Below are 14,209 nucleotides of genomic sequence, written 5' to 3' on the forward strand. Positions count from 1 at the left end.
AGAGAATGCGCCGAAGGGCGCATTCCCGCACGTAGATTCAGTCCTGCGCCGGGCGGAAGGCCATCGACACGCCGTTCATGCAATAGCGCAGTCCGGTCGGCGCCGGCCCGTCCGGGAACACGTGGCCCAGATGGCCGCCGCATTGCGCGCAATGAACCTCGGTGCGGGTCATGAAGAAGGACCGGTCGGTCTTCTCGGCCACCGCGCCGTCGATGGGCGCGAAGAAGGAAGGCCAGCCGGTGCCGCTTTCGAACTTGGTGCCGGCGTCGAACAGCGCGGTGCCGCAGCCGGCGCAGGTGAAGGTGCCCGGGCGCTTCTCGGCATTCAGCGGGGAAGTGCCGGGCCGCTCGGTGCCGTGCTGGCGCAGCACGCGAAAGGCCTCCGGGCTGAGGGCCGCGCGCCATTCGGCCTCGGTGCGGTGCACCGGAAAAGTCTCGGCCGGGGCGTCGTCACGCTTGAAGAGCATGGATCCTGTCCTGTCGTTGCCCACTGGGTCCTGGCCCGCATGTCAGGCCGCGTGTGGCGCGGGTCAAGGCCGCCGGTCAGTCCTCGAGCACGCCGGGGCGGCGGCGGGCCATGCGGGTGTAGCCTTCGATGCCGCAGGCCCGCGCCCGGGCGAGTTCGGCGGCCGCAACCTCGGCCGACCGGTGCGGTCCGGTGATCACCAGGTAGATGCCCGGCCGCAGCCCTTCATAGGCGACAGACGAATCCTGCTCATTGCGGATGCCGCAGCGCGTCAGCGCGCCCTGCACCCGGCGCAGCGTCGCCTGGTCCGGCCTGTCTGGGTCGAGCGAGGCGTAGATGTTGTGCGGGCGCAGGTCCCGCGGCTGGGCCAGCGCCGGCATGGCCAGCGCCAGGCCGACGGCGACCAGGGCAGCGCGCGCGCTCACGCCGCCGGCCGCTTCACCCGGTCTGCGAAGACCTTGCGGAACTTCACCACCTTCGGCGCCACCACCGCGCGGCAATAGCCCGACCACGGGTTGCGCGCGAAGTAGTCGTGATGCTCGGGCTCGGCCGGCCAGAAGCGCGCCTCGGGGACCAGTTCGGTCACCACCGGCCCGTCATACAGACCGGCGGCCTCGACCTCGGCGATCACTTCGCGCGCCGTCGCCGCCTGGGCGTCGGAATGGGTGAGGATGATCGAGCGATACTGCGGCCCGACATCGGCCCCCTGGCGGTCCTTCGTGGTCGGGTCATGGATGGTGAAGAACACCCGCAGCAGGTCGGCATAGGCCAGTTCGGCCGGGTCGAAGACCACGCGCACCACCTCGGCATGGCCGGTCTTCTTGCCGCAGACTTCCTCGTAGGACGGGTTGTCCACATGCCCGCCGGCATAGCCGGACATCACCGAGACCACGCCGCGCAGATCCTTGAACACCGCCTCGAGGCACCAGAAGCAGCCGCCGCCGAGGGTGGCGGCCTCATGCCCTGCCTGTGCGATCATCCGGGAGTCTCCTTTGTTCCTGTCGTGATCTTCGCCATGTGGGGGTGGAAGGTCACGCGAGGAAGACGAAATCCGCCGCCGAAAGCGCAGGTTTCGTGACACCGGCCAGGAACAGCGTGTCACCGGGCGCGAGGTCGATGACCACGCCGCCCGGGGCCGCGCGCGTCACGGCCAGCACCGCCGCCGCCCCGGTGAAGCCGAACCCCTGCAGCAGCAGCCGGTCGAAGCCCGGCGCGTAGTCCCGCACGGCATCGGCGCCCGATCCAGGCGCGAACAGGAAGCTGTCGCGCCCGTCTTCGCCGTACAGCGTATCGGCGCCGCCGCCTCCGATGAGCGTGTCGTTGCCGTCACGGCCAAACAGCGTCTCGGCGCGCGCCGAACCGGTGATGCGGTTCGACAGGGCATTGCCGAGCCCGCGCTCGGGGCCGTCGAGGTCGAGTTGCTCGACATTCACGGGCAGCGCGAAGGCGCCGCCGCCGCGCGCGATCACGCGGTCGATCCCCTGGCCGGGTGCTTCGATGATGCCCTCGGCCTGCTGGCTCGCGACATAGATGTCATTGCCGAGGCCGCCATACATGAAGTCGAGGCCGAGGCCGCCATCCAGCCAGTCCGCGCCGTTGCCGCCATACAGCACGTCCTGGATGCTGTCGGAGCCGCCGAACATCGTGTCGTTGCTGTCCTGGCCCTGCAACGTGTCGCGCCCGGTGCCGCCGTCGAGCACATCGGCGCCGGTGCCGCCAAACAACGCGTCCGTCCCGTCCTCGCCGAACAGGTGGTCGGCACCGTCCTGGCCCTGCATGCGGTCGTTGCCCGCGCCGCCCCAGAAGGTGTCTGCACCGCCCTTGCCGATGACCTGGTTGTTCGATTCATTGCCCTGGACACGCACGGGATCGATGTTCGTGACGACGAAGATTGGACCGGCACCCGGTGCCAGCACGACCCACTCGACTTGGCGCGGGAGGTAGTAGTTGCCGCTGGCGACCACGGTGTCGTCGCCCGCGCCCGCGGTCTCGATCACGACATCGGCGCGTAGGTCGACGATATAGAGGTCGTTGCCGGTCCAGCCGATCAGGCGGTCGGCGCCCTCGCCGCCGTCGAGCACGTCGTTGCCCTCGCCGCCGTTCAGGGTATCGGCGTCGATGCCGCCCAGCACGCTGTCCGCGCCGGCGCCGCCCAGGATGTTGTCGCGCCCCGTGGCTCCGAGCAGCGTATCGTCGCCCAGGCCGCCATCGAGCGTGTCGTCCCCGGCCAGGCCCTCGATCCGGTTGGCGTCGGTGGTGCCGGTGAGCCGATCCGAGAAGGCCGAACCGCGCAGCGATTCGAAGCCCAACAGCGTATCCCCCGCCCCGCCCAGGACCAGACCGACGGTCACGCCCGCCGTCGCATCGGCATAGGACACCAGGTCGAGCCCGGACCCGCCCAGGAGCGAATCCCCACCTTCCCCGCCGGTCACGACGTCATCCCCCGGGCCGCCGTCGAGCGTGTCGGACCCGGCCCCGCCTTCGAGGCTGTCATTGGCGTCGCGCCCGTCGATCCAGTCGTCGCCCGCCCCGCCGATCAGCCGGTTGCGCGCGCTGGAGCCCGCCAGCGTGAGGGCAAAGCTCACCGCCGACCCGTCCACGCCCTCGAAGCCGCGGGTGATCCCGCCGCCGGCCACCTGGTCGATGTTGCTGTCGAGGGTGATCGCGACCGCGGCGCGGATCACCAGCAGGTCGAGATCATCGCCGCCATCGGCGAAGGCGTCGGCGGGGTCGTAGTCGACCGTGTCGTCACCAGCGCCGGCATCGAGGGAATCGGTGCCGGCGGCGCCATCGATCAGGTCGGCGCCGTCACCGCCCTGGATGGTGTCCGCCCCGTCCCCGCCGACCAACGTATCGAGGCCGACGCCGCCATAGAGCCAGTCCGCGCCGGCGCCGCCATCGAGGGATTCGCGGCCATCCGCGCCCCAGAGGCTGTCGTTCCCATCGCCACCGGCCAGCGTGTTGCGGGCGAAGATGCCGTCCTGTTCGGACAGGTCCGGACCCTCCGCGAACAATTCGTCGCTTTCCGCGCCGCCATCGAGGCTGTCATTGCCCGCCCCGCCCCAGAGCTGGTCGATGCCGCCGGCACCCATCAGCGTGTCGTTGCCCTCCCCGCCGACCACGCGGTCGGCGCCGTCGCGGCCGGTCAGCAGGTCGTTGCCCGCCAGGCCGAACACGTCCTGCCCGCTGGCCGCGGCCAGCAGCACGTCCGCCCCGGCGGTGCCTACGCGGACGCGGAACGTGCCTTCGGCGAAGTTCTCGGGCGCCAGCGTGGCCGGCGCGGCGAGGCTGCCGATCCGGATGATCGCGTCGTCGGCGCCGATCACCAGGTCCTGGTCGAGATCGACGATGAACCAGCCGCCCGCCGCCTGCCCACCCGACACCGCCGGCAGGAACCAGGATTGGTAGTAGCCGGGCCCGAGCCCCGCGCCGGGCAGCAGGCTGCCGAGGCCGACGCCGAGCGCGAGGTCGCGCGCCGCCAGCGTGCCGCGCCAGGCGAGCGGCCCCGGCCCCAACGCGCCCCCCACCAGCCCGCCGGCCAGCGCGAGCGACAGCACATCGCCCTGCGCCGCGCTGAAGTCGGTGATCCAGTCGGGCACGTCACCGGTGGCTTCGGCCTGCCCGCCGGTGGACAGGTCGATGATGAAAAGGTCGGCGCCGTCCCCGCCGGTGAAGGTATCCGCCCCGGTGCCGCCCAGGAGCGTGTCGTCGCCCGTCCCGCCATCGAGGACGTCGTCGCCCTCCCACCCATAGACCAGGTCGATGCCGTCCCCACCGAGCAGGCTGTCCGCACCCTCGTCGCCCCAGAGCAGGTCGTCGTCGGCCTCGCCCAGCAGCGTATCGAGGCCGGCGCCACCGAACAGCGCATCGCGCCCGGCACCGCCGGCCAGGTGGTTGCGGTCGTCGGGCGATTCCGTCTCGGGCGCGAGGTTGTCGGCGGCGAAAAGGGTGTCCCAGCCGTCGCCGCCCTCGAGCCAGTCGGACCCGGGGCCGCCGCGCAATTCGTCCGCCAGGTCCCCGCCAAGGAGCGAGTCGCCGCCGAGCCCGCCCTCGAGCACGTCCACGCCGTCGCCGCCCGACAGGCTGTCGTTGCCGCCCTCCCCCCAGAACTGGTCGTCGGTCGCACCCGGCCCGGTGAAGACGTCGTTGCCCGGCCCGCCCACCAGCCCGGCGAAGGCGGCCAGGAAGTCGCCCGGGGCCAGCGCGGTGGCGGTATCGCCCCCCGGCGCGCCGAGGCGCAGGAACAGGTCGCCCGGCGTGAAGCGGCCGTCGTCGTTGAGGTCAGCCCAGACCTCGAAGCGCCAGGACGCGCCCTCGACCAGGCGCCACATCACGTCGGCGAAGCCATCCCCGATGCGCGAGCCGGGCAGTTGCACGCCCGAGCCCTCGTAGCCCTCGAAGACGAAATCCGCGTCGCCGACGTGGAAGGTCAGGCCAAGCCCGATTGCGGCGACGCCGGGCAGGCCGATGCGGTCGCCGCCGGCGATCCCGGCACCCTCGAAATCGGTGATGAGGTCCGGCGTGGCGGGCGGGCTGTTGGGCAGGCCGGCGACATCGAACAGGAACAGGTCGCTGCCCGAACCGCCGGTCAGCACGTCGATACCGGCGCCGCCGGCGATGGTGTCGTCGCCCCAGAAGCCGTCGAGCGTGTCGTCGCCCGCCCCGCCCAGCAGGCTGTCTGCGGCGAAGCCGCCCGCGAGCGAATCATCGCCGCCCGCCGCCAGCAGCGCCACCCCGGCTGCGGCCACGTCACGGGCATCGACGCTCAGGCGCAGCGCCGTGCCCTGGGCCGACCCGTCGATTGTGAACAGCGTGCCGGCGACCGGCGTCGCGGTGGCCACGGTGGCGGCATCGAGCGTGAGGGAGACGGTGCCCGCGCCGATCTCGAACCGCTCGATGCCGGTGACGGTGCGCGGACCGAAGCTGACATTGAGCGTGCCGGCGAGGAACAGCAGGTCGCCGGCGCCCTCCCCGCCATCGACGGTGTCGGCGCTGCCGAGGGCCGAGCCGCCACGGATGTAGTCGTCCCCCCCGCCGGCGGCGATCCGGTCGTCCCCGCCACGGTCGATGCCGATCCAGTCGCCGAAGACGCTGCCGGCGCGAACATTCGAGCCAGGATTGTCGAGGATGACGAGGCTGCCGTCCTGGAAGGCTAGATTCCCGGCGTTGAGCCCCGACCCGCCGAGCCCGATGCCCAGCAGCCGCACCGTGTCGGGTGCGACGCTCAGCAGCAGGTCGCTGCCATCCGAGGCAAAGCGCAAGGCGGCAGCCGAGACGCCGAACGGGAGGATGAGCAGGTCCTCGGCCGGCACGAACGCCAGGCTGGTGCCGGCGACATCTGAAAAGATATACGTAGCCATCGCGTCCTGCGATCCGATCAATGCAGGAAAGCGCGCAAGAGTTGAATGAAGAATGAACAGCCCGGCGAAATTTGCCGGGTGGCGTGGCGGTGCGCGACGTTACGCCGGGGTGCTGGCACCGGCCGCCGGAAGGCGCGAGGATGGACGCCGCCGCGCGACGACCCCTCGGGCGCGGCCGGAACAGATCCCGACCAGGCGGATTCACCGGATCGGGTGACGATGCTCGCGAGACACTGGGCTGGGGTGTTGCCGCAAGCGGCGGCGGCAGGAGCGGAGGACGGCGCGACGATGCGGTGGTGGATGATCCTGGCGGTCCTGGCCCTGGCGACCGGCCGCGCGCAAGCGCAGGACCTGGTGGCGATGGAGCCACGCGCCGTGGCGGCCCTCGGCGAGGGCTTCATTGCCCGCACCGAAGGCCCGCTGATGACGCTGACCTGCCCGACCTGCGAGGGCACGCCGCTGGTCGAGATCCGGGTCGGGCGGCAGGAGGACGGGACCGAGCAGCGGCTGCGCTCGGGCTATACGTCCATTGCCTCGCTCGACCAGCAATGCCGCGCGCGCAACCCGACCTGCCGGGTGGAACGGGCCGACCTGGGGCCGGCGGTGGGGTGGGTCTCGGCCTATCAGGCGGGGCCGCTGTCGGGCTCGACGCTGGTGCTGTTGCGGCAGGGGGCGCTGGTGCTGGTGCGATCGGTCGGCGGGTCGCCGGAGGTGGCGCGGGGCAGCGTGGAGCGCCTGCGTGCCGAGGTCCTGCCCGCGCTGGTGGGGAACTGAGCGGCACGCGCTTTACGTCGCCCGGGGCGCGCGCCAAGGTCGGGCGCATGAGCATCGCCGCTGCCATCATCCCGGTCACGCCCTTCCAGCAGAACTGCACGCTGATCTGGGACCAGGCGACGAAGCAGGGGGTGGTGGTGGACCCCGGCGGCGATGCCGAACGCATCCAGGACGCGATCCAGCAGGCGGGGGTGGAGGTGCAGCGGATCCTGCTCACGCACGGGCATCTCGACCATGCGGGCGCGGCGACCGAACTGGCAGAGGCGCTCAGCGTGCCGATCGAAGGGCCGCACCGCGCCGATGCCTTCCTGCTCGATGGGCTGGCCGACCAGGGCGCGACATACGGCATGGCGTGCCGCCCGGTGACACCCGACCGCTGGCTGGAGGAAGGCGATACGGTCGAGATCGCCGGGCAGGATTTCGCGGTGCTGCACTGCCCCGGGCATACGCCGGGGCATGTGGTGTTCGTGAATGTCGCGCTGGGCATCGCGCTGGTGGGGGATGTGCTGTTCCAGGGCTCGGTCGGGCGCACCGACTTTCCCTATGGCGACACGGGGGCGCTGATCAGCGCCATCCGCACCAAGCTGTTCCCGCTGGGCGACGACATCCAGTTCATCTGCGGCCACGGGCCGGGTTCGACCTTTGGCGAGGAACGACGCACCAACCCCTATGCCGGCGAAGGAGCCGCGTGATGGACACGATCCAGGCCGATATCGCACCGCTCGCGCCGACGAAGCCGGAGAGCGTGGGCATGTCGTCGGCGCGCCTGGCGCGCATCCGCCCCGCCTTGCAGCGCGAGGTCGATGAAGGCCGCTTCCCCGGCGGCGTGGTCGCCATCGCGCGCGACGGGCGGCTGGTGCACATGGAGGCGGTCGGCTTCCTGGACGCCGAGGCGCGCGTGCCGATGCGCGCGGATGCCCTGTTCGCCATCGCGTCCATGACCAAGCCGGTCTGTGGCGTGGCGGCGCTGAGCCTGGTCGAGGAAGGCCGGCTGCTGCTGTCCGACCCGGTCGGCGCCTATGTGCCGCCGCTGATGACGATGCAGGTGGCGAAGCCGACGCCGGCGATGCTCTCGGGCGAAGGGCCGCTGGAGTTGGAACCGCAGCGCCGGCCCATGACCGTGCAGGACGCGGCGCGCCACACCACCGGCTTCGTCTATGGCGGGTTCGGCGCGACGGCGGTGCATGCGGCGCATCCGGGGACATCGCTGACCGTCGCGCGCGACCATGATGCCGCCAGCCTGGCGGCCGCGTTGGCGGCGACGCCGCTGCGCCACCATCCGGGCGAGGCGTGGGAATACGGCTTCTCGACCGATGTGCTGGGGCTGGTCGCGGGGGCGGCGGGCGGGGCGTCACTGGGGACGCTGATGCGCGAGCGCATCTTCGCGCCGCTGGGGATGAACGAGACGGGCTATGTGCTGCCCGAGGGCGGGCTGGCGCGCTTCGCCAAGGCGCTGCCCACCTGCCCGCTGACCGGCAAGCCACAATCCGTCGCCGCGCCCGAGGGCCCGCCGCGGCTGGAAGTGGGCGGCGCGGGGCTGGTCTCGACCGCGGCGGACTACCTGCGTTTTGCCGAGATGCTGCGTGCCGGTGGCGCGCTGGGCGGCGCGCGCGTGCTCTCGCCGCAGACGGTGCGCTGGATGGGGTCGGACCATCTGCAGGGCATCGAGGGCGGGCCCGATCGCATGGACCCGGGCCTGGCCGGCTACGGCTTCGGGCTGACGGTGGCGGTGCGGAAGCACCCCGGCGGATCGGCCTTCATGGGCGCGCCGGGCGCCTTCGGCTGGTCGGGTGTGTTCGGCACCTTCTTCTGGGTGGACCCGGCGGAACGCCTCGCGGTGGTGCTGATGGCCCATGCGCCGGGCGAGATGCGGCTGCGCTACCGGCGACTGATCAACATGCTGGCCTATCAGGCGATCGAGGGCTGAACCGTGGCGCGCGCGTCGCTGCGGAGCGCGCCGCTCGACTGGACTTCCGACGACCCGCATCTGATGGGCAACTTCGCGCCCGTCGGGCCGGAGATCGATGCCGACGACCTGCCGGTCATCGCCGGGCGCATCCCGCCCGCGCTGCGCGGCAGCTACATGCGCAACGGGCCGAACCCGGAATTCAAGCCGATCTCCTACGCCTATCCCATGGATGGCGACGGCATGATCCACGCCGTGCGCTTCGACAATGGCCGCGCGCGCTACCGCAACCGCTTCGTGCTGACGCGCGGGCTGATGGTGGAACGCCGGGCCGGGCGCGCGGTCTATGGCGGGCTGATGCGGCCCGTGTCGGTCGACCCGGCGCTGGTCGGGCCGGATGGCGACCCGGGGCCGCTCAAGACCGGCGCCTTCATCAGCGTGCTGCGCCATGGCGGGCATCTGCTGGCGCTGCACGAGGCCTCGGCGGCCTACGAGATGACGATGGACCTCGAGACCATCGGCGAGTGGAAGGCCGGCACCGCGGCGCCGATCAGCATCGGCGCGCATAACCGCCGCCATCCGCTGAGCGGGTCGATGTTCGGCATCAGCTATCGCGTCAGCGAGCCCGTGCTGGATCTGCACGAGATCGGCGCCGATGGCGCGCTGCGGCGCAGCCAGGCGGTGGCTCTAGGCGCCCCCAGCATGATCCACGACTTCGTGCTGACCGAGCGCCACGCCGTGCTGCTGGTCGGCCCCGCCATCTTCGACATGGCAGCGGCCGAACAGGGCAAGCCGCTGCTGCAATGGCGGGCGGAGCTCGGCATGCGCATCGGCCTGGTGCCGCTCGATGGCGGTGCGCCGCGCTGGATCGAGGCCGACCCCTTCTTCGTCTTCCACTTCGCCAACGGCTTCGAACGCGGCAGCGACATCGTGGTGGATTACGTGCGGCACCAGGACCTCGGCCTGGGGCCGCGCACGGGGCCGCGCGAGCCACCGCGCGCGCACCGCATGGTGATCGATACGATGGGGCTGCGCATCGCCGCCGATGACCGGCTGGCGGACTTCCCCACCGAATTCCCGCGCATCAACGACGCCTGCGAGGCGCGTCCATCACGCTTCATCCACCTGCCGACCCGCACGGCGAGCCTCACCATCCCTGGCCCGCCCAGCGCCAGCTTCAACGCGCTGGTGACGCTGGACGCCGCGACCGGGGCGACACGGCGGCACGACCTCGGCAACCGCCTGGCCGGCGAGCCGATCTTCATTCCGCGCCCCGGCGGCGGCGGCGAGCAGGATGGCTGGATCGCCACCTATGCCTACGACCCCGCGACCGACACCTCGGACCTGCTGCTGCTGGATGCCGCGCGGATCAACGAGGCACCGGTCGCCGTCATCCGCCTGCCGCAGCGCGTGCCGCAGGGGTTGCACGGCACCTGGATTCCGGACTGATAGCCGCGTCGCGCCAACGGCGCGCCCAACCGCGTCGCGCCAACGGCGCGCCCAGCCGCATCGCGCCAACGACGCGCCCAACCGCATCCCGCCAGCGGCGCGCCTAGGCCGCGTCATGAAAGATGACGCCGAGCGTGTGCCGCCGCCCGCTGCGGACGCGACTGACGCCATGGCGCAGGTTCACGCGATAGGTGCCGCGCGTGCCCCGCACCGGGCGGTGATGCACGGCGAAGATCACGCCCTCGCCCTGGCGCAGCGGCACCACCTCGGCGCGCGACTGCATGCGCGGGCGCTGTTCGGTCAGCACGAACTCGCCGCCGGTGAAGTCGCGCCACGGATCGCTCAGCAGGATCGCGACCTGCAGGGGGAAGACATGCTCGCCATACAGGTCCTGGTGCAGGCAGTTGTAGTCGCCGGCCGCATAGCGCAGCAGCAAAGGCGTCGGGCGCGTCTGGCCCGCCGCATGGCAGCGCGCGAGGAAGTCGCCGTGGTCGGCGGGGAAGCGCGGCGCCAGCCCCATTGCCGCATTCCAGCGGTTCGCGATGGGCGCCAGGTGTGGCCAGAACCCGGTGCGCAGCGCGGCGACCGGGGCGGGCAGCGGCGCGGCGAAGTACTTGTACTCGCCGCGACCGAAGCCGTGGCGGGCCATGACGATGCGGCTGCGGAAGCCCTGGTTGGCATCGTAGAGTGCGGCGAGCGCGGCACAGGTCGCTTCGTCCAGCAGCGAACCGGTGGTGGCGCAGCCATGGGTGTCGAGGTCCTCGGCAATCCGTGCCCAGTCGAGCGCGTCAATCACAGCGCACCCTCCCGTGCCAGCAGGGCCTGCTTGCGCGCGGCACCCCAACGCCAGCCGCCGGTCTCGCGGGTGCCGGGCGAAGTGTTCCGCCAGCGTGGCTTCGGCACGACGCGATGGCACGGCACCGCGATCGCCACCGGGTTGGCGGCGCAGGCCCGCGCTACCGCCCGCGCCGCGCCAGGATGGCCGATGCGCGCGGCAAGTTCGGCGTAGGTGACGGTGCAGCCCGGCGGGATGTCGCGCAGCGCGCTCCATACCGCACGCTGGAACGGCGTGCCGCGCAGGTCGAGCGGAAAGGTCAGGTCAGGCATTGGGGCGGTCTCCGTTGGTGCACCGTCATGCCCCGGCCCGCGCTGCGCCGCCTTCCGTGTATTGCGCCGGCATGGGGGAAACGCGGTAGCCTCCGGCAAGGGAGGACACGCCATGACGATCGTGCAGGTGAACTACACGCGCCCGGACATGCCCAAGGCGGAATGGGAGGCGCGCTACACGGATGACCGCGCGCGGCAGTTCCTCGCCGTGCCGGGCCTGCAGTGGAAGATCTGGCTGGATGGCGATGCCGAGCGCCGCGCCGGCGGCATCTACCTGTTCGACACGCGCGCCGCGGCCGAGGCCTACGTGGCCGGCCCGATCGTCGCGCGCATGAAGGCGAACCTGGACATCACCGACCTGCAGATCCGCATCTTCGATGTGCGGGAGAACATGACCACCATCACGAACGGCCCGGTGCCGGGCCTGGCGATGGCGGCGGAATAGCACCGGCCAGCGCCGCCGCGCTGCGATGAGCCAGCAGCCCGGTCTTCAAGCCCGCCAGGGTGCGGATCATCTCGCGCCGCAGCCAGGGAACAAGCTTCAGCCGGTCGAAGACCAGGTCGCGCACCAGTGCGAGGCTGCGCGCGTCGGACTGGAAGAAGGGCGTCATCAGCGCGCTGGCGCGCTGATAGAACCGCACATGTGCACGCCGTGCGGCAGCGTAGTGCGCGAAGGCAGCGTGGTGCCCCGGTTCCGCCGCCAGCGCATCGGCGAGCGCCAGGGCATCGAGCAACGCGCTGTTCGCCCCCTGCCCCAACTGCGGCGAGCTGGCGTGCGCCGAATCACCCAGCAGCACCAGCCGTCCGCGCCAGGGTCGCTTCGCGGTGAACTGAATGTAGGTGGCCGGCGCGAAGGCCTGCGGGCCGGGCAGCCCGGCCAGCACCGGCGCGATGGGTGGCAATAGCGCGGCGGCCTCGGCGCACCAGGCATCGTAGCGCGCCACCCAGGCGGCGTGCTCGCCGGGCTTGATCGACCAGAACAGCGCCGCGCAGGGCGCGGCACCGGCTTCGCTGCGCCCCGCCGGCAGCCAGCCCAGCATGTGGCGGGCGCTGACATAGCGCTGCAGCAGCATCCCGGGGGCGAGGCCGGGGTCGGGCACGCTGGCCCAAACCGCGCCATAGCTGAAGGCACGCGGCGGCGTCGGGTCCACCAGCGCGCGCAGCACCGACCTCGCACCCGAGGCATCGATGGCGATGTCGGCCTCGGCGACAGTCGCGCCGGCCGAATCGCGCAGCAGTATGCGGTCGCCCTGTTCGTCGGCGGTGGCGATGGCGCGCGCCGTCTCGATCCGAGCGCCGGAGGCGGCGAAGGCGCGCCACAGCACGCCATGCAGCGCGGCGCGATGCACCGCGACCGCATGCAGCCCCGGCGCGAGGTCGCCGTAGTCGAGGTCGAACACCGTCGCGCCCCGGTCCGTCGTGCCATGCAGGCGCGTGATGGGCGCGCCGAGCGCGGCAATCTCCTCCAGCAGCCCGAGGCGCGCGAGCGCCGCGAGGCCGGTCGGCTGCAGCATCAGGCCAGACCCCACCGGCGCCGGCCGCTCGAAGCGCTCGAGCAGCGTGACGCGATGCCCCGCGCGCGCCAGCAGCGCCGCGACGGCGAGCCCCGCGACACCGGCGCCCACCACCGCGACGTCGCGGCTCACGCGATGTCGCCGCGCCGGCGCAGCGCCGCGACCGCCTTCTGCAGGATCGCCGGTGGTTCGGCATCGACATCGAGGTCGATCACATCCGCCTCGGTGTCCGGCGGCTCCAGCGTCGCGAATTGCGAGGCGATCAGGCTGGCCGGCATGTAGTGCCCGGTACGCGCCGCCTGGCGCGCCATGATCAGCGAGGGCTCGCCGGTCAAGTGCAGGAAGCGAACGTCGCCCTGCTCGGCGCGCAACCGGTCGCGATAGGCGCGCCGCAGCGCGGAACACGCGATGACCACGCCGGTGCCATCGGCCCGCGCGGCTGCGATGCGCAGCGCGATCGCATCGAGCCAGGGCCAGCGGTCGTCATCCGTCAGCGGCGTACCGGCGCGCATTTTCTCCACGTTCTGCGGCGGGTGAAAGCCGTCGCCATCCTCGAAGGACCAGCCGAGGCGTTCGGCCAGCAGCGCGCCCACAGTCGACTTGCCGCAGCCCGAGACCCCCATGACGACGATGGCCGCGAGGCTCATGCCTTGGGCGGCTCCAGATGCCCCCCGAAGCCGGCGCGCATGGCCGACAACGCCTTGGCCCCGAAGCGGTCCTCGTCGCGGCTGGCGAAGCGGGCATAGAGCGCCGCGGTCAACACCGGCGTGGCGACCGCCGTCTCGACCGCCTGCTGCACCGTCCAGCGGCCCTCGCCGGAATCGCCGACGCGGCCGGAATACTTCGCCAGCGCCGGGTCCTCCGCCAGCGCGGCGGCCGTCAGGTCGAGCAGCCAGGACGTCACGACCGACCCGCGCCGCCACACCTCGGTGACATCGGCAAGGTCGACGCCGATGCGATGGTCGGCGGGCAATGCGGGGCTGTCGGCGGCGCGCAGCAGGTCGAGCCCCTCGGCCAGCGCCTGCATCATGCCGTATTCGATCCCGTTATGGATCATCTTGACCAGGTGACCGGCGCCATGGCCGCCGCAATGCAGCCAGCCTTCCTCGACGTTCGGGGCGCGGCCCTCGCGGCGCGGCGTGGTGGGAATGTCGCCACGCCCGGGTGCGAGCGCCGCGAAGATGGGCGCGAGGCGCGCGACGGGCTCCGCCTTGCCGCCGATCATCAGGCAATAGCCGCGTTCGAGGCCCCAGACGCCGCCGGAGGTGCCGATATCGAGGTAGTCGACCCCCCGCGCGGCAAGTTCGCCCGCGCGCCGCACGTCGTCCTTCCAGTGCGTGTTGCCGCCGTCGATGGCAACGTCGCCGGGCGCCAGCAGCGCGCCCAGTTGGGCGATAGCGTCGTCGGTCGGCGCGCCGTGCGGCAGCATCACCCATACCGCGCGTGGCGGCGCCAGTGCGCCGACCAGGCGGGCCAGGTCGGAGCCCGCCTCGGCGCCATCCCCGACCACCGCGGCCACAGCCGCCGGATCACGGTCGAAGACGACGCAGCGATGTCCCGCGCGCATCAGGCGGCGGGCAATGTTCGCCCCCATCCGCCCCAGGCCAATGATCCCGATCTCCGACATGCGCACG

Annotated in this window: 14 protein-coding genes; 5 read left to right on the forward strand and 9 right to left on the reverse strand. The window is 72.1% G+C overall.

Annotated features, from left to right (window positions below; translation table 11 throughout):
* Positions 1–37: 37 nt before the first annotated feature.
* From msrB to MWM08_RS15395, 4 genes are all read right to left on the reverse strand, one after another.
* Entirely contained in the window at positions 38–466 is a 429-nt protein-coding gene (msrB, locus tag MWM08_RS15380; RefSeq protein ID WP_244407384.1) for a peptide-methionine (R)-S-oxide reductase MsrB, read from the reverse strand.
* A 76-nt stretch (positions 467–542) separates the two neighbouring features.
* The gene (locus MWM08_RS15385; protein WP_244407385.1) at positions 543–890 is read right to left on the reverse strand and encodes a hypothetical protein; all 348 of its coding nucleotides are present in this window, start codon (positions 888–890) and stop codon (positions 543–545) included.
* Positions 887–1,444, reverse strand: coding sequence for a peptide-methionine (S)-S-oxide reductase MsrA (msrA, locus tag MWM08_RS15390; protein WP_244407386.1), 558 nt, complete (start codon positions 1,442–1,444; stop codon positions 887–889). Before msrA ends, MWM08_RS15385 begins: the two co-directional genes overlap by 4 nt.
* A 52-nt stretch (positions 1,445–1,496) precedes the next feature.
* Entirely contained in the window at positions 1,497–5,825 is a 4,329-nt protein-coding gene (locus MWM08_RS15395) for a calcium-binding protein (RefSeq protein WP_244407387.1), read from the reverse strand.
* A gap of 300 nt (positions 5,826–6,125) precedes the next feature.
* Here MWM08_RS15395 and MWM08_RS15400 point away from each other — a divergent pair, with 300 nt between their 5' ends.
* The 4 genes from MWM08_RS15400 to MWM08_RS15415 are packed head-to-tail and all read left to right on the forward strand — an operon-like array spanning position 6,126 to position 9,954.
* Entirely contained in the window at positions 6,126–6,599 is a 474-nt protein-coding gene (locus MWM08_RS15400) for a hypothetical protein (RefSeq protein ID WP_244407388.1), read from the forward strand.
* A 47-nt stretch (positions 6,600–6,646) separates the two neighbouring features.
* Positions 6,647–7,291: an MBL fold metallo-hydrolase gene (locus tag MWM08_RS15405; protein ID WP_279323203.1), complete on the forward strand. Its 645-nt coding sequence runs from the start codon at positions 6,647–6,649 to the stop codon at positions 7,289–7,291.
* A complete protein-coding gene (locus tag MWM08_RS15410) occupies positions 7,291–8,526 on the forward strand; it encodes a serine hydrolase domain-containing protein (RefSeq protein WP_244407389.1) in 1,236 nt (411 codons plus the stop codon). The genes MWM08_RS15405 and MWM08_RS15410 overlap by 1 nt, the downstream gene beginning before the upstream one ends.
* A 3-nt stretch (positions 8,527–8,529) precedes the next feature.
* Entirely contained in the window at positions 8,530–9,954 is a 1,425-nt protein-coding gene (locus tag MWM08_RS15415) for a carotenoid oxygenase family protein (RefSeq protein ID WP_244407390.1), read from the forward strand.
* Between the two features lie 103 nt (positions 9,955–10,057).
* On the opposite strand, the gene MWM08_RS15420 is transcribed toward MWM08_RS15415, so the two are convergent.
* Together MWM08_RS15420 and MWM08_RS15425 are read right to left on the reverse strand one after the other, a co-directional pair.
* On the reverse strand, positions 10,058–10,750 hold the full coding sequence (locus MWM08_RS15420; RefSeq protein ID WP_244407391.1) for a 2OG-Fe(II) oxygenase: 693 nt from the start codon (positions 10,748–10,750) through the stop codon (positions 10,058–10,060).
* Positions 10,747–11,061: a methylated-DNA--[protein]-cysteine S-methyltransferase gene (locus MWM08_RS15425; RefSeq protein ID WP_341482819.1), complete on the reverse strand. Its 315-nt coding sequence runs from the start codon at positions 11,059–11,061 to the stop codon at positions 10,747–10,749. Before MWM08_RS15425 ends, MWM08_RS15420 begins: the two co-directional genes overlap by 4 nt.
* 112 nt (positions 11,062–11,173) lie before the next feature.
* Between MWM08_RS15425 and MWM08_RS15430 the strand changes: the two genes are divergently transcribed.
* Positions 11,174–11,506: a YdhR family protein gene (locus MWM08_RS15430; RefSeq protein WP_244407392.1), complete on the forward strand. Its 333-nt coding sequence runs from the start codon at positions 11,174–11,176 to the stop codon at positions 11,504–11,506.
* Here MWM08_RS15430 and MWM08_RS15435 read toward each other — a convergent pair.
* From MWM08_RS15435 to gnd, 3 genes are read right to left on the reverse strand one after another with little or no spacing between them, the layout of a single operon-like run.
* The gene (locus MWM08_RS15435) at positions 11,463–12,707 is read right to left on the reverse strand and encodes an FAD-dependent oxidoreductase (RefSeq protein WP_244407393.1); all 1,245 of its coding nucleotides are present in this window, start codon (positions 12,705–12,707) and stop codon (positions 11,463–11,465) included. The genes MWM08_RS15430 and MWM08_RS15435 overlap by 44 nt on opposite strands.
* Positions 12,704–13,222, reverse strand: a complete 519-nt coding sequence (locus tag MWM08_RS15440; protein WP_244407394.1) for a gluconokinase — start codon at positions 13,220–13,222, stop codon at positions 12,704–12,706. Before MWM08_RS15440 ends, MWM08_RS15435 begins: the two co-directional genes overlap by 4 nt.
* Positions 13,219–14,202: a phosphogluconate dehydrogenase (NAD(+)-dependent, decarboxylating) gene (gnd, locus tag MWM08_RS15445; RefSeq protein ID WP_244407395.1), complete on the reverse strand. Its 984-nt coding sequence runs from the start codon at positions 14,200–14,202 to the stop codon at positions 13,219–13,221. Before gnd ends, MWM08_RS15440 begins: the two co-directional genes overlap by 4 nt.
* Positions 14,203–14,209: the final 7 nt, after the last annotated feature.

The sequence above is a fragment of the Roseomonas fluvialis genome, from assembly GCF_022846615.1.
Lineage (GTDB): Bacteria > Pseudomonadota > Alphaproteobacteria > Acetobacterales > Acetobacteraceae > Neoroseomonas > Neoroseomonas fluvialis.